Raw genomic sequence first — 17,263 nt, 5'->3', positions numbered from 1 at the left:
CGCGTCCGGAATGCCCGTCCTCAGCGCTTGCGCCGTTTCGGATAGAGCTTGGCTTCGCCTGGCGGGCGGGTCTTGAAACGCCGGTGCGCCCACAGGTACTGCTCGGGCTGCTGGCGCACGCAGCGCTCGACCCACTGGTTGATCCGCAGGCAATCGGCTTCCTCGCTCTCGCCGGGGAAGTCCTCCAGCGGCGGGTGGATGGTCAGGCGATAACCGCTGCCATCGGCCAGGCGGCTCTGGGTGAACGGCAACACCCGCGCCCGGCCCAGGCGGGCGAACTTGGTGGTGGCGGTGACGGTGGCCGCCGGGATGCCGAACAGCGGCACGAACAGGCTCTGCTTGGCGCCGTAGTCCTGGTCCGGTGCGTACCAGATGGCGCGGCCGCCACGCAGCACCTTGAGCATCGAGCGCACGTCCTCGCGCTCGATGGCGGTGGCATCGAGGTTGTGCCGCTCGCGGCCACGGCGCTGGACATAGTCGAACACCGGATTGTCGTGCTCACGGTACATGCCGTCGATGGTGTGCACCTGGCCGAGCAGCGCCGCGCCGATCTCCAGGGTGGTGAAATGCAGGGCCATGAGGATCACCCCCTCGCCCTGCGCCTGGGCCTCGCGCAGATGCTCCAGGCCTTCTATATGGGCAAGACGGGCCAGGCGCGCCTTCGGCCACCACCAGCTCATGGCCATCTCGAAGAAGGCGATGCCGCTGGAGGCGAAGTTCTCCTTCAGCAGACGCTCGCGTTCGGCGGGCGACTTTTCCGGAAAGCACAGTTCGAGGTTGCGCGCGGCAATCTCGCGGCGCGAGCCGACCAAGCGGTACATCAGCGCCCCCAGGCCACGGCCGAGCATCAGCAGGACGGGATACGGCAACTGCACCACCAGCCAGAGCAGCCCCAGGCCGAACCAGAGCGGCCAGTAGCGGGGATGGAGGAAAGCGCTGGAGAAACGGGGGCGATCCATGGACGGTTCCGACGACGATCAAAGCCCGCCATTCTACCCTGCCCGCCGTCCCGGCGGGACGCCGCGTTGCCGATCGATGCCGCCCCGGCTATCTGCCACGCTTGCGGGCATCCGGCGTTCTCGTTATAAGTCCCTGCAATTCAACGACCGACAAGCCCCATGAGCCAAGCCGACCTCCTCGATCAAGACCCCGTATTCCAGCTCAAGGGCAGCATGCTCGCGGTGACCATCCTCGAACTGGCGCACAACGACCTGGCGAGGCTCGAACGGCAACTCGCCGACAAAGTGGCGCAAGCGCCCAACTTCTTCCGCGACACCCCCCTGGTCATGGCCCTCGACAAGCTGCCCGAAGGCGAAGGTCGCCTCGACCTGCCGGCGCTCCTCGAGGTCTGTCGCCGCCACGGCCTGCGCACCCTGGCGATCCGCGCCGGGCGCGAGGAGGACATTGCCGCCGCCCAGGCCCTGGACCTGCCGGTGCTGCCGCCCTCGGGCGCCCGCGAACGACCGCTGGACATCAAGGACAGCGCCCCGCGCAAGCCTGCCGAAGAGCCCAGCCCGAGCGCCGGTGAAGCCAGGCCCGAGCCGGCCAAGGCGGAAGAGAAGCCCGCCGAGCCCGTCAGCCGCCCGACCAAGGTGGTGAAGACCCCGGTGCGCGGCGGCATGCAGATCTACGCCGCCGGCGGCGACCTGATCGTGCTGGCCGCGGTCAGTCCCGGCGCGGAACTTCTCGCCGACGGAAACATCCATGTGTACGGCCCGATGCGCGGACGCGCACTGGCCGGCGTGAAAGGCGACGCCACGGCGCGAATCTTCTGCCAGCAGCTGGCCGCCGAACTGGTCTCCATCGCCGGTAACTACAAGGTCGCGGAGGACCTGCGACGCAGCCCGCAGTGGGGCAAGGCAGTGCACGTCAGCCTGTCGGGTGACGTGTTGAACATCACCCGCCTTTAACGGATACTGCCGCCACTTTCAGGGACCAGAATTCTTACGTTTTTCATTGGGGTGAATCACCTTGGCCAAAATTCTCGTAGTCACTTCCGGTAAGGGTGGCGTCGGTAAAACCACCACCAGCGCAGCTATCGGCACCGGCCTGGCCTTGCGCGGTTTCAAGACCGTCATCGTCGACTTCGACGTCGGCCTGCGTAACCTCGACCTTATCATGGGCTGCGAACGCCGCGTGGTGTACGACTTCGTCAACGTCGTCAACGGCGAGGCCACCCTCACCCAGGCCCTGATCAAGGACAAGCGCCTCGAAAACCTGCATGTCCTGGCCGCCAGCCAGACCCGCGACAAGGACGCCCTGACCAAGGAAGGCGTCGAGAAAGTCATGGCCGAACTGCGCAAGGATTTCGAATACATCATCTGCGACTCCCCGGCGGGCATCGAGAAAGGCGCCCACCTGGCCATGTACTTCGCCGACGAAGCGATCGTCGTGACCAACCCCGAGGTTTCCTCGGTACGCGACTCCGACCGCATGCTCGGCCTGCTGGCAAGCAAGTCGCAGCGCGCCGAGAAAGGCGAGGAGCCGATCAAGGAACACCTGCTGCTGACCCGCTACAACCCGGAGCGCGTCACCAAGGGCGAGATGCTCGGCGTCGACGACGTCGAGGAGATCCTCGCCATCCGCCTGCTCGGGGTGATCCCGGAATCCCAGGCCGTGCTCAAGGCGTCGAACCAGGGCGTGCCGGTGATCCTCGACGAGCAGAGCGACGCCGGCCAGGCGTACAGCGATGCGGTCGACCGCCTGCTCGGCAAGGAAATACCGCATCGATTCCTCGATGTGCAGAAGAAAGGATTCCTGCAAAGACTGTTCGGAGGACGTGAATGAGCCTTTTAGACTTCTTTCGCAGTCGGAAATCGCAGAACAGCGCTTCCATCGCGAAAGAACGACTGCAGATCATCGTTGCCCACGAACGTGGCCAGCGCGCACAGCCGGATTATCTGCCCCAGTTGCAGAAAGACCTGCTGGAAGTGATCCGCAAGTACGTACCGATCGACCAGGAGCAGATCCAGGTGGAACTGGAGAACCAGGGCAACTGCTCGATCCTGGAACTCAACATCACCCTGCCGGATCGTTGATTCGCCCAGGGTCCATACTGCGGCGGCCATTGGCCGCCGCAGTCGTTTCACCGAGCCTGCCCGCCAGGCTCCCTGCCGCCTCCCGGCGATGAGCCCGTTCGCTATGCCGCTGTCCCAGATCCGAATCGTTCACCAGGATGACGCCCTGCTGGTGGTCGACAAGCCCACCCTGCTGCTGTCGGTGCCCGGTCGCGCCGATGACAACAAGGACTGCCTGGTCACCCGCCTGCAGGAAAACGGCTATCCCGAGGCCCGCATCGTCCACCGCCTGGACTGGGAAACTTCCGGCCTGATGGTGCTCGCCCGCGACGCCGACAGCCACCGCGAGCTGTCCCGCCAGTTCCACGACCGCGAGACCGAGAAAGCCTATACCGCCCTTTGCTGGGGCCTGCCGGAACTGGACAGCGGGCGCATCGAACTGCCGCTGCGCTACGACCCGCCGACCAAGCCGCGTCACGTGGTGGACTTCGAGCACGGCCGCCACGCCCTGACCTTCTGGCGTGTGATCGAGCGTCATGAACGCTGGAGCAGGGTCGAGCTGACGCCGATCACCGGCCGTTCGCACCAGTTGCGCGTGCACATGCTCTCCATCGGCCATCCGCTGCTCGGCGACCGCCTCTACGCCAACCCCGAAGCCCTCGCCGCCCACGAACGCCTGTGCCTGCACGCCAGCCTGCTGTGCCTGACCCATCCGCAGAGCGGCGAACGCCTGCGCTTCGAGTCGCCGGCGCCGTTCTGAGCCTTCCCCGCCGCGTCCCGGCCCGCCGGGACGCCGCCCGCCGACTTCCGGTACCCCGTCTTGCCATACAACGACCAGCTTCCGCTTTTTCTGGCCGGCCCCGCCGCCAACGACCTGAACCCCGTCGGACAATACGATAGACTGCATGGATTGCCGTCCGGAGCCACTATGCGCGCAGAACTCAACCAGGGCCTGATCGATTTCCTCAAGGCCTCGCCCACGCCTTTCCATGCCACCGCCAGCCTCGCCCGCCGCCTGGAAGCCGCCGGCTACCGCCGCCTCGACGAGCGCGACGCCTGGCACACCGAAACCGGCGGCCGCTACTACGTGACCCGTAACGACTCGTCGCTGATCGCCATCCGCCTGGGCCGTCGCTCGCCCCTGGAAAGCGGCTTCCGCCTGGTCGGCGCGCACACCGACAGCCCCTGCCTGCGGGTCAAGCCGAACCCGGAGATCGCTCGCAACGGCTTCCTCCAGCTCGGCGTCGAAGTCTATGGCGGCGCCCTCTTCGCCCCCTGGTTCGACCGCGACCTGTCACTGGCCGGGCGCGTCACCTTCCGCGCCAATGGCAAGCTGGAAAGCCGCCTGGTCGACTTCCGCAAGGCCATCGCGGTAATCCCCAACCTGGCCATCCATCTCAACCGCGCCGCCAACGAGGGTTGGCCGATCAACGCGCAGAACGAACTGCCGCCGATCATCGCCCAACTGGCGCCGGGCGAGGCCGCCGACTTCCGCCTGCTGCTCGACGAACAGCTGCTGCGCGAGCACGGCATCACCGCCGACGTGGTACTGGACTACGAGCTGTCGTTCTACGACACCCAGTCCGCCGCGGTGGTAGGTCTCAACGACGAGTTCATCGCCGGGGCGCGCCTGGACAACCTGCTGTCCTGCCACGCCGGCCTGGAAGCCCTGCTCAACGCCGAAGGCGACGAGAACTGCATCCTGGTCTGCACCGACCACGAGGAAGTCGGTTCCTGTTCGCATTGCGGCGCCGACGGTCCGTTCCTCGAACAGGTACTGCGCCGCCTGCTGCCGGAAGGCGACGCCTTCAGCCGGGCGATCCAGCGCTCGCTGCTGGTCTCGGCCGACAACGCCCATGGCGTACACCCGAACTACGCCGACAAGCACGACGCCAACCATGGCCCGGCGCTGAACGGCGGTCCGGTGATCAAGATCAACAGCAACCAGCGCTATGCCACCAACAGCGAAACCGCCGGCTTCTTCCGCCACCTCTGCCAGGACAGCGAAGTGCCGGTGCAGAGCTTCGTGACCCGCAGCGACATGGGATGCGGCTCGACCATCGGCCCGATCACCGCCAGCCAGGTCGGCGTGCGCACCGTCGACATAGGCCTGCCGACCTTCGCCATGCACTCGATTCGCGAGCTGGCCGGTAGCCATGACCTGGCGCACCTGGTCAAGGTGCTCGGCGCCTTCTACGCCAGCAGCGAGCTGCCCTGAGCGCCAGGCGCGCTCACGCCCCGGGCATTCGCCCGGGGCCACTCAGGCGTGCGCAGCGTGCCATTCGCTGCGCAACAGCGTGTAGATCGCATGGTCATGGGCACGCCCGGCGATGATCTCGTTGGCCCGGATCACTCCGTCGCGCCGGAAGCCCTGGCGCTCGGCGGCGCGCTGGCTGCGCAGGTTCTCGGTGGAACAGCGGATCACCAGGCGCTGCCGGTCGTAGCCAAGGAAACCCAGCTCGATCGTCTTCCCCAACGCCCTGGCCAGCAGCCCGCGCCCTTGCGCGGACGCCGCCAGCCAGTAGCCGATGCTGGCGCTGCGACTGTCCTCGGTGAAGTCGTGCAGGTCGATGACGCCGACCAGGCATCCGGATTCTACGATCCCGCAGCGGCAGCTCCTGCGCTCCGCCCACAACCGCTGGCCTTCGCCAATGAAACGGCGGGTATCGTCCACGCTCTGCGTCAGCGGCACCCACGGCATCCAGGGCGCCAGGTGCTCGCTGTTGGCACGTACCAGGCGGAACAGTTCCTCCGCGCGCGGCTGGTCGAGCAGCTCCAGGTGCAGGTCGGACGAAATCGGCAGTATGAACATGCGAGGGCTCCTTTTCCCGGAGCCCCATCCTCGCAGAAGGTGCCGCAGGTCGTCGACGCGTGGCGTTACTGCGGTACCTCGACGCTGATATGGATGGCGTCGTGGCGCCAGAACTCCAGGTCGCAGTCGATCAGCCGACCACGCTGGTCGCGGTTGATCCGGCTGATGCGCAGGGCCGGGCTGCCCACCGCCACCTTCAGCGGCGCCGCAGCCTCGGCATGCAGTGCGGTGGGCACCATGTCGAAACGCACCCGCCCATAGTGGATGCCGTACTCGCTGGCATAGAGTTCGGTCAGCGAGCGGGTCAGGTCGTGGCCGAGGATTCCGGGGAAGTACTGCGCGTTCAGGTAGTGCTCGACATACAGCACCAGCCGCCCGTCCACCCGCCGCGCCCGGCGGATCTGGTAGACGCTGGACAGCGCCGGCAGCTCCAGCAGCTCGCAGACCGCCGCGCTCGCCGGCATCTGCCGGGCCGACAGAACCTCGGTCGCCGGCACCCGGCCCTGTTCGCTGACCATCGCATGGAAGTGACTGCGGACCAGCGGGTTGTAGGCCAGCCGCTCGGGGGAGACGAACCAGCCGCGGCGCTCCTCACGGTAGATCAGGCCCTGCGACTCCAGTTGGATCAGCGCCTCGCGCAGGGTGATCCGGGTCGTCGCGAACAGCTCGCTGAGCTTGCGCTCGGCCGGCAGCTTGCCACCCGCCGGCAGCAGACCATGGCCGATCTGCTCGCTGAGCGCCCGGCAGATCGCCGTTACGGTGGGTAGCGCTTCGTCACGCATCGACAGCTTCCTTATTGGTCTAGTCCAGCCCCAACAAGGGGCATTTCCGCCGGCCCGCCCTGTGCCTCCGGCTCGTCCGATGCTAGGAAACCCAGATGACCGGGACGTGACAGGTACAAGACAACGGTCTTCCCGGAGGCGCCCGGCGCCCATGGAATCGAGGGCTTAAGCATGGTCTACGCTTCTGCGGATGCAAGCCGCGGCGATGCCAGGCGCGGCTAGCTGACATGAAACCGTCATCCAGCGGCTCTAGATTGGCCTGGGTCTTGCTGATCTAGACCACACCCGCGGCAGTCCCGCCCGAAGGAGCGTCGAGAACTCCCGAGGCTGCCCGACCGAACCTCTCGAACGAAGGAGCACCGAATGAAACGCATGCTTGCTTCATTGCTGGGAACCGCCATCGCCCTCGGCAGCGGCCTGGCGTTGGCCGCCGAAGCGGACCTGCAGGCGCTGGAACAGGCCGCGCGCAAGGAAGGCCAGGTCAACAGCGTCGGCATGCCCGACAGCTGGGCGAACTGGAAGGACACCTGGAAGGACCTTGAGAGCAAGTATGGGCTCAAGCACATGGATACCGACATGAGTTCGGCCCAGGAGCTGGCCAAGTTCAAGGCCGAGAAGGACAACGCCAGCGCCGACATCGGCGACGTCGGCGCCGCCTTCGGCCCCATCGCCGTGCAGCAGGGCGTCAGCCAGCCGTACAAGCCGAGCACCTGGGAACAGATCCCGGCCTGGGCCAAGGACCAGGACGGCCACTGGGCACTCGCCTACACCGGGACCATCGCCTTCATCGTCAACAAACAACTGGTGAAGGACGTACCGCACAGCTGGGCCGACCTGCTGCAGGGCAAGTACAAGGTCACCATCGGCGACGTCAGCGCTGCCGCCCAGGCGGTCAATGGGGTGCTCGCCGCGGCCATCGCCAACGGCGGCGACGAGAAGAACATCAAGCCGGGCCTGGAGTTCTTCGGCAAGATCGCCAAGCAGGGCCGCCTGTCGCTGACCAACCCGGTGATCGCCACCCTGGAAAAGGGCGAGGTCGAAGTCGGCATCGTCTGGGACTTCAACGGCCTCAGCTACCGCCAGCAGATCGACCCGGAGCGCTTCGAGGTGCTGATCCCCTCGGACGGCTCGGTGATCTCCGGCTACACCACCATCATCAACAAGTACGCCAAGCACCCGAACGCCGCCAAGCTCGCCCGCGAGTACATCTTCAGCGACGCCGGACAGATCAACCTGGCCAAGGGCAACGCGCGACCGATCCGCGCCGAGAGCCTGACCCTGCCGGACGACGTGAAGGCCCAACTGCTACCCAACGAGCAGTACGCCAAGGCCCAGCCGATCAAGGACGCCAAGGCCTGGGAGGAAACCTCCAAGCGCCTGCCGCGGCAGTGGCAGGAAGCGGTGATCATCAACATGCAGTGACGCGGAGCGCGGCCGCCCTCCCCGGCGGCCGCCCCGCATCGACGGATACCCCGAATGCGCCACGACGTCATCCTCGTCCTGTTGGACGGCCTCAACCATAGCGTCGCCCGCGACTGCATGGGGCATCTCCAGGCCCTCTGCGGCGCCGGCCGCGGCCAGTCGTACCGCCTGGAATGCGAGTTGCCTTCGCTGTCCCGGCCGCTCTACGAATGCATCCTCACCGGAGTGCCGCCGATCGATAGCGGCATCCTGCACAACGACGTGGTCCGCCTGAGCCAGGAACAGAGCCTGTTCCACTACGCCCGCGCGGCCGGCCTGAGTACCGCGGCAGCGGCCTACCACTGGGTCAGCGAACTGTACAACCGCGCGCCGTTCGACCCGGCCCGCGACCGCCACACCGACGACAGCGCACTGCCGATCCAGCGCGGACACTTCTACTGGAGCGACCACTATCCGGACTCGCACCTGTTCGCCGACGCGGAAAGCCTGCGCCGCCGGCACGCACCGAACTTCATGCTGGTCCACTCGATGAACATCGACGACGCCGGGCACAGGCACGGCCTCGCCAGCCCCGCCTACCGCAACGCCGCGCGGCGCGCCGACGCACTGCTGTCGGAATACCTGCACCAGTGGCTGGCGGCCGGCTACCAGGTGGCGATCACCGCCGATCACGGAATGAACGAGGACCGCAGCCACGGCGGCATCCTCGAGGAGGAGCGCGAGGTGCCGCTGTTCGTCTTCGGCGACGCCTTCAGCCGCGACGACCTGGCGCAACCGCTGCAGACCGACCTCTGCGGCACGCTCTGCGAAATCCTCGGCGCCGCCCACGACAAACCCGTCTGCCGGGAGCTGCTCGCCCCATGAAACGACTCTCCGGCAAATGGCTGGCGCTGCTGTTCCTGCTGCCCTTCGCGGCGTTCTTCGTGATTTTCCAGATAGCGCCGCTGGCCTGGGTCGCGCTGAACAGCCTGAAGGCCAGCGACGCCTGGAGCCTGGCCAACTACCTCGAGCTGTTCGGCTCGCCCTTCTACCGCCAGGCGATCCGCCACAGCCTGGAGATCGCCGGCTGGTCGAGCCTGCTCGGCCTGCTCATCGCGGTGCTCGGCAGCCATTCGCTGCGCCACGTCGACAGCCGCCTGCGCGACTTCGTCATGGCCTTCTCCAACATGACCAGCAACTTCGCCGGGGTACCGCTGGCGTTCGCCTTCATCATCCTGCTCGGCTTCAACGGCGCGCTGACCCTGTTGCTCAAGCAGGCCGGCTGGATCGACGACTTCAATCTCTACTCGAAGACCGGCCTGATAATCCTCTACACCTATTTCCAGATCCCCCTCGGGGTGATGCTGCTCTACCCGGCCTTCGACGCCCTGCGCGAGGACTGGCGCGAGTCCGCCGCGCTGCTCGGCGCCAACGGCTGGCAGTACTGGCGACACATCGGCATCCCGGTGCTGACCCCGGCGCTGCTGGGTACCTTCGTCATCCTCCTGGCCAACGCCCTCGGCGCCTACGCCACGGTGTACTCGCTGACCACCGGCAACTTCAACGTGATCCCGATCCGCATCGGCGCGCTGGTCGCCGGCGACGTGTTCCCCGACCCGAACATGGCCAGCGCCCTGGCCATGGTGCTGGTCGGCCTGATGACCCTGATCACCCTGGTCCACCAATGGCTGCTGCGCAGGAGCTACCATGTCGCGCGCTGATCGACGTCCTGCCGCGCTCTACCATCGCCTGGTGGTCTGCGCGCTGTTCCTGATCCTGGTCCTGCCGCTGGCGGCGACCCTGCTCTACTCGCTGGCCACCCAGTGGTCGGCGACCCTGCTGCCGGACGGCCTGACCCTGAAGTGGTACCTGACGCTGTGGAGCGACCAGCGCTTCCTGCTGGCCTTCGCCCGCTCGCTGCTGGTCTGCTTCGGCGCCCTGGCGTTCAGCGTGTTGCTGATCCTGCCGCTGATGTTCGTCATCCACTACCACTTCCCGCGCCTGGACGGCGTGATGAACGTGCTCATCCTGCTGCCCTTCGCGGTGCCGCCGATCGTCTCCTCGGTGGGCCTGCTGCAACTCTATGCCAGCGGGCCGCTGGAAATGATCGGCACGCCCTGGGTGCTGGTCGGCTGCTACTTCACCATCGCCCTGCCGTTCATGTACCGGGCGATCACCAACAACCTGCAGGCGATCAACCTGCGCGACCTGATGGACGCCGCCCACCTGCTCGGCGCCAGCACCTGGAAGGCGGCGCTGCTGGTCGTGCTGCCGAACCTGCGCAAGGGGGTGATGGTGGCCCTGCTGCTGTCGTTCTCCTTCCTCATCGGCGAATTCGTCTTCGCCAACCTGCTGGTCGGTACCCGCTACGAGACCCTGCAGGTGTTCCTCAACAACATGCGCAACAGCAGCGGCCACTACACCAGCGCAGTGGTGGTCTCCTACTTCGTGTTCGTCCTGGTCCTGACCTGGGCGGCCAATCGACTGAACAAGGACAAGGCCTGATCATGTCGTTCGTCAGCGTCGAACAGCTCGACAAGAGCTACGGTGCCACCAGCATCTTCCGCGATATCGACTTCGCCGCCGCCCGCGGCGAGTTCGTCACCCTGCTCGGCCCCAGCGGCTGCGGCAAGTCCACCCTGCTGCGCTGCATCGCCGGGCTGACCGAGGTCGACAGCGGGCGCATCCTCATCGACGGCGAGGATGTGGTGCCTTTGCCGCCGCAGAAGCGCGGGATCGCCATGGTGTTCCAGAGCTACGCGCTGTTCCCCAACATGACCGTGCAACAGAACGTCGCCTTCGGCCTGCGCATGCAGAAGGTGCCTGCGGCGGAACTGAAGCAGCGGGTCGCCGAAGCCATCGAACTGGTGGAACTGGGCGAGTACGCCGCACGCTACCCGCACCAACTCTCCGGCGGCCAGTGCCAGCGCGTGGCGCTGGCCCGCTCGCTGGTGACGCGCCCGCGCCTGCTGCTGCTCGACGAGCCGCTGTCGGCCCTCGACGCGCGCATCCGCAAGCACCTGCGCGAACAGATCCGCCGCATCCAGCAGGAGCTGGGGCTGACCACGGTGTTCGTCACCCATGACCAGGAGGAAGCGCTGACCCTGTCCGACCGCATCGTCCTGATGAACGCCGGACGCATCGTCCAGAGCGGCGACGCGGAGACCCTCTACACCGCGCCGGAAAACGCCTTCGCCGCCGGCTTCATCGGCAACTACAACCTGCTCGACGCCGAACAGGCCAGCCGCCTGCTCGGCCAGCCCTGCGCGCAACAGGTGGCGATCCGCCCGGAATCCCTGCGCCTGGGCAACGAACCGAGCGAAGGCGTGCCGGCGCTGGTACGCTCGCACAGTCTGCTCGGCAACGTGATCCGTTACCGCGTCGAGGCCGCCGGGGTGGAACTCACCGTCGACGTCCTCAACCGCAGCGCAGACCGCCTGTATCCGGCCGGCAGTCAGCTGACGCTGGTCATCGATCGCAACAGTATTCGAGAGGTAGCTTGATGAGCCTGGTGATCTTCGACCTGGACGAGACCATGATCCACGGCGACTGCTCCAGCCTGTGGAGCCAGCGCATGGCGAGTCTCGGCTGGGTCGACGAATCCTTCGTCCGCCGCGACGCCGAACTGATGGAGCAGTACGCCGAGGGCAAGCTGTCCATGGACCTGTACATGGACTACACCCTGCAACCGCTGATCGGTCGCAGCGTCGAGGAAGTCGAGCGGGAAGTGGAAGCCTACGTCGAGGAGGTCATCGAGCCGCTGATCTACAGCGACGCCTGCGCCTGCCTGGCGCGCCACCGCAGCGCCAACGACCGGGTGCTGATCGTCTCCGCATCCGGGGTGCACCTGGTCAAGCCGATCGCGGCGCGGATCGGCGTCGACGAAGTCCTCGCCATCGATCTCGAAGTGCTCGACGGACACTACACCGGCCGCACCCTCGGCACCCTCACCTATCGCGAAGGCAAGGTATTGCGTCTGCTCGACCTGCTGGAAGGAGACGATCGCCAACTGGCCGACGCCTGGTTCTACTCGGATTCGCGCAACGACCTGCCGCTGCTGAAGCTGGTCGGCCATCCGAATACGGTCAATCCGGACCCGACCCTGCTCGCCTACGCCAAGGAAATGGGCTGGCCGGTCAACGCCTGGCGCTGACAGGCTCGCTGCGAAAGCGCGAGCGGATCGCGCTTTCCATCGCGTCGCCGAAGCGGCCCTTCAGGCCAGCGACGGGTCCACCACCAGCACGACCTTGCCCTGCACCTGGTTGCTCGCCAACGCCTCGAACGCCGCCTCGGCGTCGACGATCGGGAAGGTTCGCTCCAGCTGCGCGCGGAGTTTCCCGGCGGAGAACAATGGCCAGACCTTCAACCCCAGTTCGGCGATCAACTGCGCCTTGAACTCGGCATCACGGGTACGCAGGGTCGAGCCGGTCAACTGGATGCGTTTGCCTAGCAGTTGAGCCAGGTCCAGTTGCGCCTCGCGGCCGCCCATCAGGCCGATGATCACCCAGCGCCCGTCGCGCCGCAGCAACTCCAGGTTCAACCCGGCATAGCGGGCGCCGACCGGATCGAGGATCACGTCGAACGGGGCGAAATCGCGCAGCGATTCCAGGCTCTGCTTGCGCAGCACGCCGCCGGCGGCGCCCAGGGATTCGCAGTAGGCCAGGCGTTCGGCGGAACCGACGCTGACCCAGCAGGGGTTGCCGAACGCCTTGCACAATTGGATGCCGGCCGAACCGACGCCGCTGGCGCCGGCGTGCAGCAGCACTTTCTCGCCGGGCTGCAACGCCGCCAACTGGAACAGGTTCAGCCAGGCCGTGGCGTAGACCTCCGGAATCCCCGCCGCCTCCGCCAGGCTCAGCCCTGCCGGGACCGGCAGTACGTGGCGCGCGTCCACCACCACTTCCTCGGCCATGCCGCCGCCGGCGAGCAGCGCGCAGACCCGGTCGCCGACCTGCCAGGTGCTGCCCGCGCCCACCTCGCTGACCACACCCGCACACTCGAGCCCCAGCGCCGGGCTGGCGCCGGGTGGCGGCGGGTAGAGCCCAGCCTTCTGCAACAGGTCGGCGCGGTTGAGTCCGGCGGCCGCCACGCGGATGCGGATTTCGCCCTGACCGCAGGACGGGGCGGCGATTTCCGACCACTCGACACGACCTTCGATACCTTGCAATGCGTTCACGCTGCCTCCATAGTGGGGTTGTCACGGCCCGATCACCCAGAGTCGGGCTTTTTGCATTGCGCCAAGGGAACCCGGCGCCGGCTAATAAGGCCTAATATGCGTCATTACTCCGCGATCAGTCGAATCAGCATGAAGCGTTTTCTGCCCCGTACCGCCCTGTTGCTCCTCCTCGGCGCCAGTTCGCTGCCGCTGTTCGCCTCGACCGCCGTCTCCGTCGGCAGCGCCCAGAATTCCTGGGACAGCCTGCAGCCGGACCGCGAGCAGGTCATCGCCAGCCTCAACGTCGTGGAACTGCTCAAGCGGCACCACTACAACAAGCCGCCGCTGAACGATGAACGCTCGGCCAAGATCTACGACAGCTACCTGAAGATGCTCGATCCGGCGCGGATGTACTTCACCGCCGGCGACATCGCCGAGTTCGATCGCTGGCGCAACAGGTTCGACGACTTCCTCAAGAGCGGCGACCTCGATCCCGGCTTCGTCATCTACAAGCGCCACCTCGACCGCCTGAAAGGTCGGCTCGACTATGCCCTGGCGATGCTCGACAAGGGCGTCGACAAGATCGACTTCAGCGTCGACGAGAGCCTGCTGATCGACCGCGAAAAAGCCCCCTGGGCGAAGGACACCGCAGAGCTCGACGACCTCTGGCGCAAGAAGGTGAAGGACGAGGTCCTGCGCCTGAAGATCACCGGCAAGGACGACAAGGCGATCCAGGAACAGCTCACCAAGCGCTACAAGAACCAGCTGTCGCGCCTGAAGCAGACCCGCAGCGAAGACATCTTCCAGGCCTACATCAACGCCTTCGCCCAGTCCTACGATCCGCACACCCAGTACCTGTCGCCGGACAACGCGGAAAACTTCGACATCAACATGAGCCTCTCGCTGGAAGGCATCGGCGCGGTGCTGCAGAGCGACAACGACTACGTCAAGGTCGTACGCCTGGTGCCGGCCGGCCCGGCGGCGAAGAGCAAGCAGATCGCCACCTCCGACAAGATCATCGGCGTCGCCCAGGGCAAGGGCGAAATGGTCGACGTGGTCGGCTGGCGCCTGGATGAAGTGGTCAAGCTGATCCGTGGGCCGAAAGGTTCCCAGGTACGCCTGGAAGTGATTCCGGCGAGCAACGCGCCGAACGACCAGACCAGCAAGATCGTCGCCATCACCCGCGAGGCGGTGAAGCTGGAGGACCAGGCGGCGAAGAAATCCATCATCAAGGTCGACCACGAAGGCCGCAGCTACAAGCTCGGCGTGATCGACCTGCCGGCCTTCTACCTGGACTTCAAGGCCTACCGCGCCGGCGACCCGAACTACAAGAGCACCACCCGCGACGTGAAGAAGCTGGTCGCCGAATTGCAGAAGGACAAGGTCGACGGCATCGTCCTCGACCTGCGCAACAACGGCGGCGGCTCCCTGCAGGAGGCCACCGAGCTGACCGGCCTGTTCATCGACCAGGGCCCGACCGTACTGGTGCGCAACAGCGACGGCCGCGTCGACGTGCTCAACGACGACGAAGGCAAGGCCTTCTATACCGGCCCGCTGGCGGTACTGGTCAACCGTCTCTCGGCCTCCGCCTCGGAGATCTTCGCCGGCGCCATGCAGGACTACCACCGCGCGCTGATCCTCGGTGGACAGACCTTCGGCAAGGGCACCGTGCAGACCATCCAGCCGCTCAACCACGGCGAACTGAAGCTGACCCTGGCGAAGTTCTACCGAGTCTCCGGTCAGAGCACCCAGCACCAGGGCGTGATCCCGGACATCAGCTACCCGTCCATCGTCGACGACAAGGAAATCGGCGAAAGCGCCCTGCCCGACTCGATGCCCTGGGACACCATCCGTCCGGTGGTGAAGGACGAGGCCAACCCGTTCAAGCCGTTCCTCGCGCAACTCAAGGCCCAGCACGACGCGCGCACCGAGAACAACGCCGACTTCGTCTACGCCCGCGAGCGCCTGGCGCTGGCCCAGGAGCTGATGAAGGAGAAGACCGTCAGCCTGAACGAGGCCAAGCGCCGCGCCCAGCAGACCAGCATCGAGAACCGCCAGTTGGCCATGGAGAACGCCCTGCGCAAGTCCAAGGGCCAGGAGCCGCTGAAGGAACTCAAGCGCGAGGACGAGAACGCCCTGCCGGAAGAGGACGACAAGACCAAGCCGCAGGACGACGCCTACCTCACCGAGTCCGGGCACATCCTGCTGGACTACCTGAACCTCAACTCGGCGGTGGCCAAGCACTGAGTTCAGCGGGAGCGTCATAAAACAGTCATGGGACTGTCGTGAAATACGGGGCCGGTTGCACAACCGGCCCTTTTTCATTGCGACGAGAGCGTTCCATGACCGTCACCGAGCAGTTGAGCGCCCTGGACAGCATCCTGGCCCACGGCGACCTGCACTGCCTGTTCCAGCCCATCCTCTCGCTTTCCGAACGGCGTCTGGTCGGCTACGAAGCGCTAACCCGCGGTCCGTCCAACAGCCCGCTGCACTCGCCCCTGGCGCTGTTCGCCGTGGCCCGCCAATGCGGACGGCTGAGCGAACTGGAACTGCTCTGCCGACAACGCGCCTTCAGCCGCTTCCGCGACATCCAGGGCGACGCCATGCTGTTCCTCAACGTCTCTCCGGAGTCCCTCCTCGAAGCCGGCCATCCGCCCGGCCGCACCCTGCAATTGCTGCAACAGCTGGGAATCTCGCCGAACCGGGTGGTGATCGAACTGACCGAACAGACCCCCATCGACGACTTCGACCTGCTCGACACCGCGCTGCACCACTATCGCGCCATGGGCTTCTCCATCGCCCTCGACGACCTCGGCGCTGGCTACTCCAGCCTGCGCCTGTGGTCGGAACTGCGTCCGGACTACGTGAAGATCGACCGCCACTTCGTCGACGGCATCCACCTGGACACCGTGAAACGCGAGTTCGTCGGCTCCATCCTGAAGATGGCCCGAGCCTCTCGCGCCCAGGTCATCGCCGAAGGCATCGAACTGCCCGAGGAACTGGCGGTGCTTAGCGAGATGGGGGTCGACCTGGTGCAAGGCTATCTGTTCGGCCGCCCGCAGGAACACCCGGCGAGCGACGTACAACAGATGCTGCCCAGCGCTGGCGCCCCCAGCCAGTCTTCCAGCGACGAGCACGGCGACCTGCGTGCGCTGCTGCTGGAACAGCGCGCGGTCGACGTTCGCACCTCGACCCAGGAAGTGGTGGAAATCTTCCGCCGCCAGGCCAACCTGAACTCCCTGGCGATCCTCGACGAAGAGGGGCGTCCCATCGGCATCGTCCATCGCCACGCGCTCACCGACGCCTTGCTCCGGCCCTTCGCCTGCGACCTGTTCCTGCGCAAGCCGATCAGCCGCCTGATGAGCGATGATTTTCTCGCCGCGGAACTCGGCCAGACCCTGCAGCAGGTCAGCCGCCTGCTGACCAGCCGCGCACGCCAGCGTATCGAGGAAGATTTCATCGTCACCCGCGGCGGGCACTATGCGGGCATGGGCCGGGTGATCGACGTGCTCAGGCTGATCACCGAGGAAAAGCTCCAGCAGGCGCGGCACGCCAATCCGCTCACCTTGCTTCCCGGCAACGTGCCGATCCAGCAATGCCTCGAACGCCTGCTGCAACAAAGGCGCGAGGCGGTGATCTGCTACATCGACATCGACAGCTTCAAACCCTTCAACGATCTCTACGGCTACGCCCGCGGCGACGAGGTCCTGCTGTGCCTGGCACAGTGCCTGAGCGAACGGATCGACCCCGGCAGCGACTTCGTCGGCCATATCGGCGGTGACGACTTCATGCTGGTGCTCGGCCCCGAGGACTGGCGCACACGGATCGACCGGTTGCTGGAAACCTTCCAGAGCCAATGCCGGCGCTTCTACAGCCGCGAGCACCTGGAAGCCGGCTGTTTCGTTGCGCACAACCGCCATGGCCAGCGCGAGGAGTACCCGCTGCTGTCATTGTCCGTCGGCGTGGTGCATCTACCGGCCGAAGCCTGCCAGGGAATGGATGCCGCGCACCTGGCGACGCTGGCCTCCGAGGCCAAGCGCCAGGCCAAGACGGTGCCAGGCTACAGCCTGCACCTGATCGAGGCCGCCTGAACCGT

At 66.2% G+C, this 17,263-nt stretch carries 17 protein-coding genes; 13 read left to right on the top strand and 4 right to left on the bottom strand.

Going from position 1 to position 17,263, the window contains the following annotated elements; all coding sequences use genetic code 11:
- Positions 1–20: 20 nt before the first annotated feature.
- Positions 21–959: a lipid A biosynthesis lauroyl acyltransferase gene (locus FHW81_RS05235; protein WP_003114803.1), complete on the bottom strand. Its 939-nt coding sequence runs from the start codon at positions 957–959 to the stop codon at positions 21–23.
- A gap of 159 nt (positions 960–1,118) precedes the next feature.
- Between FHW81_RS05235 and minC the strand changes: the two genes are divergently transcribed.
- The 5 genes from minC (at position 1,119) to FHW81_RS05210 (ending at position 5,235) form a co-directional block, all read left to right on the top strand.
- Entirely contained in the window at positions 1,119–1,910 is a 792-nt protein-coding gene (gene minC / locus FHW81_RS05230) for a septum site-determining protein MinC (protein WP_003114802.1), read from the top strand.
- Between the two features lie 61 nt (positions 1,911–1,971).
- Positions 1,972–2,787, top strand: a complete 816-nt coding sequence (minD, locus tag FHW81_RS05225; RefSeq protein ID WP_003091579.1) for a septum site-determining protein MinD — start codon at positions 1,972–1,974, stop codon at positions 2,785–2,787.
- Positions 2,784–3,038 carry a cell division topological specificity factor MinE gene (gene minE, locus FHW81_RS05220; protein ID WP_003091581.1) on the top strand — a complete coding sequence of 85 codons (255 nt, stop codon included), beginning with the start codon at positions 2,784–2,786 and terminating at the stop codon, positions 3,036–3,038. Before minD ends, minE begins: the two co-directional genes overlap by 4 nt.
- Positions 3,039–3,141: 103 nt before the next feature.
- Positions 3,142–3,777, top strand: a complete 636-nt coding sequence (locus FHW81_RS05215) for an RluA family pseudouridine synthase (protein ID WP_003114801.1) — start codon at positions 3,142–3,144, stop codon at positions 3,775–3,777.
- Between the two features lie 168 nt (positions 3,778–3,945).
- Entirely contained in the window at positions 3,946–5,235 is a 1,290-nt protein-coding gene (locus tag FHW81_RS05210) for a M18 family aminopeptidase (protein ID WP_003119692.1), read from the top strand.
- 42 nt (positions 5,236–5,277) lie between these two features.
- Here the strand turns inward: FHW81_RS05210 and FHW81_RS05205 are convergent, their stop codons facing one another.
- Together FHW81_RS05205 and FHW81_RS05200 are read right to left on the bottom strand one after the other, a co-directional pair.
- Positions 5,278–5,829, bottom strand: a complete 552-nt coding sequence (locus FHW81_RS05205; RefSeq protein WP_003114799.1) for a GNAT family N-acetyltransferase — start codon at positions 5,827–5,829, stop codon at positions 5,278–5,280.
- 65 nt (positions 5,830–5,894) lie between these two features.
- The gene (locus FHW81_RS05200) at positions 5,895–6,611 is read right to left on the bottom strand and encodes a UTRA domain-containing protein (RefSeq protein ID WP_003091585.1); all 717 of its coding nucleotides are present in this window, start codon (positions 6,609–6,611) and stop codon (positions 5,895–5,897) included.
- 363 nt (positions 6,612–6,974) lie between these two features.
- Here FHW81_RS05200 and FHW81_RS05195 point away from each other — a divergent pair, with 363 nt between their 5' ends.
- From FHW81_RS05195 to FHW81_RS05170, 6 genes are read left to right on the top strand one after another with little or no spacing between them, the layout of a single operon-like run.
- Positions 6,975–8,033, top strand: coding sequence for an ABC transporter substrate-binding protein (locus FHW81_RS05195; RefSeq protein ID WP_003091586.1), 1,059 nt, complete (start codon positions 6,975–6,977; stop codon positions 8,031–8,033).
- 54 nt (positions 8,034–8,087) lie between these two features.
- Positions 8,088–8,897, top strand: a complete 810-nt coding sequence (locus FHW81_RS05190) for an alkaline phosphatase family protein (protein WP_003114798.1) — start codon at positions 8,088–8,090, stop codon at positions 8,895–8,897.
- Positions 8,894–9,733, top strand: a complete 840-nt coding sequence (locus FHW81_RS05185) for an ABC transporter permease (RefSeq protein ID WP_003091588.1) — start codon at positions 8,894–8,896, stop codon at positions 9,731–9,733. Before FHW81_RS05190 ends, FHW81_RS05185 begins: the two co-directional genes overlap by 4 nt.
- Complete coding sequence (locus FHW81_RS05180) at positions 9,720–10,517, top strand: ABC transporter permease (protein WP_003091589.1); 798 nt, start codon at positions 9,720–9,722, stop codon at positions 10,515–10,517. The genes FHW81_RS05185 and FHW81_RS05180 overlap by 14 nt, the downstream gene beginning before the upstream one ends.
- A 2-nt stretch (positions 10,518–10,519) precedes the next feature.
- Entirely contained in the window at positions 10,520–11,515 is a 996-nt protein-coding gene (locus tag FHW81_RS05175; RefSeq protein ID WP_003109170.1) for an ABC transporter ATP-binding protein, read from the top strand.
- Entirely contained in the window at positions 11,515–12,165 is a 651-nt protein-coding gene (locus FHW81_RS05170; RefSeq protein ID WP_003091591.1) for an HAD family hydrolase, read from the top strand. The genes FHW81_RS05175 and FHW81_RS05170 overlap by 1 nt, the downstream gene beginning before the upstream one ends.
- A 60-nt stretch (positions 12,166–12,225) precedes the next feature.
- Here FHW81_RS05170 and FHW81_RS05165 read toward each other — a convergent pair whose 3' ends face one another.
- On the bottom strand, positions 12,226–13,188 hold the full coding sequence (locus FHW81_RS05165; RefSeq protein ID WP_004345021.1) for an NAD(P)H-quinone oxidoreductase: 963 nt from the start codon (positions 13,186–13,188) through the stop codon (positions 12,226–12,228).
- A 129-nt stretch (positions 13,189–13,317) separates the two neighbouring features.
- On the opposite strand from FHW81_RS05165, the gene FHW81_RS05160 reads away from it, so the two are divergent.
- Positions 13,318–15,414, top strand: coding sequence for a carboxy terminal-processing peptidase (locus FHW81_RS05160; protein WP_003091593.1), 2,097 nt, complete (start codon positions 13,318–13,320; stop codon positions 15,412–15,414).
- Positions 15,415–15,509: 95 nt separating this feature from the next.
- Positions 15,510–17,258 carry a bifunctional diguanylate cyclase/phosphodiesterase gene (locus FHW81_RS05155; protein ID WP_216660338.1) on the top strand — a complete coding sequence of 583 codons (1,749 nt, stop codon included), beginning with the start codon at positions 15,510–15,512 and terminating at the stop codon, positions 17,256–17,258.
- Positions 17,259–17,263: the final 5 nt, after the last annotated feature.

The organism is Pseudomonas sp. RC10-4-2 (assembly GCF_050433085.1).
Taxonomy (GTDB): Bacteria; Pseudomonadota; Gammaproteobacteria; order Pseudomonadales; family Pseudomonadaceae; genus Pseudomonas; species Pseudomonas aeruginosa.
This window is presented reverse-complemented; position numbering and strand designations above follow the sequence as displayed.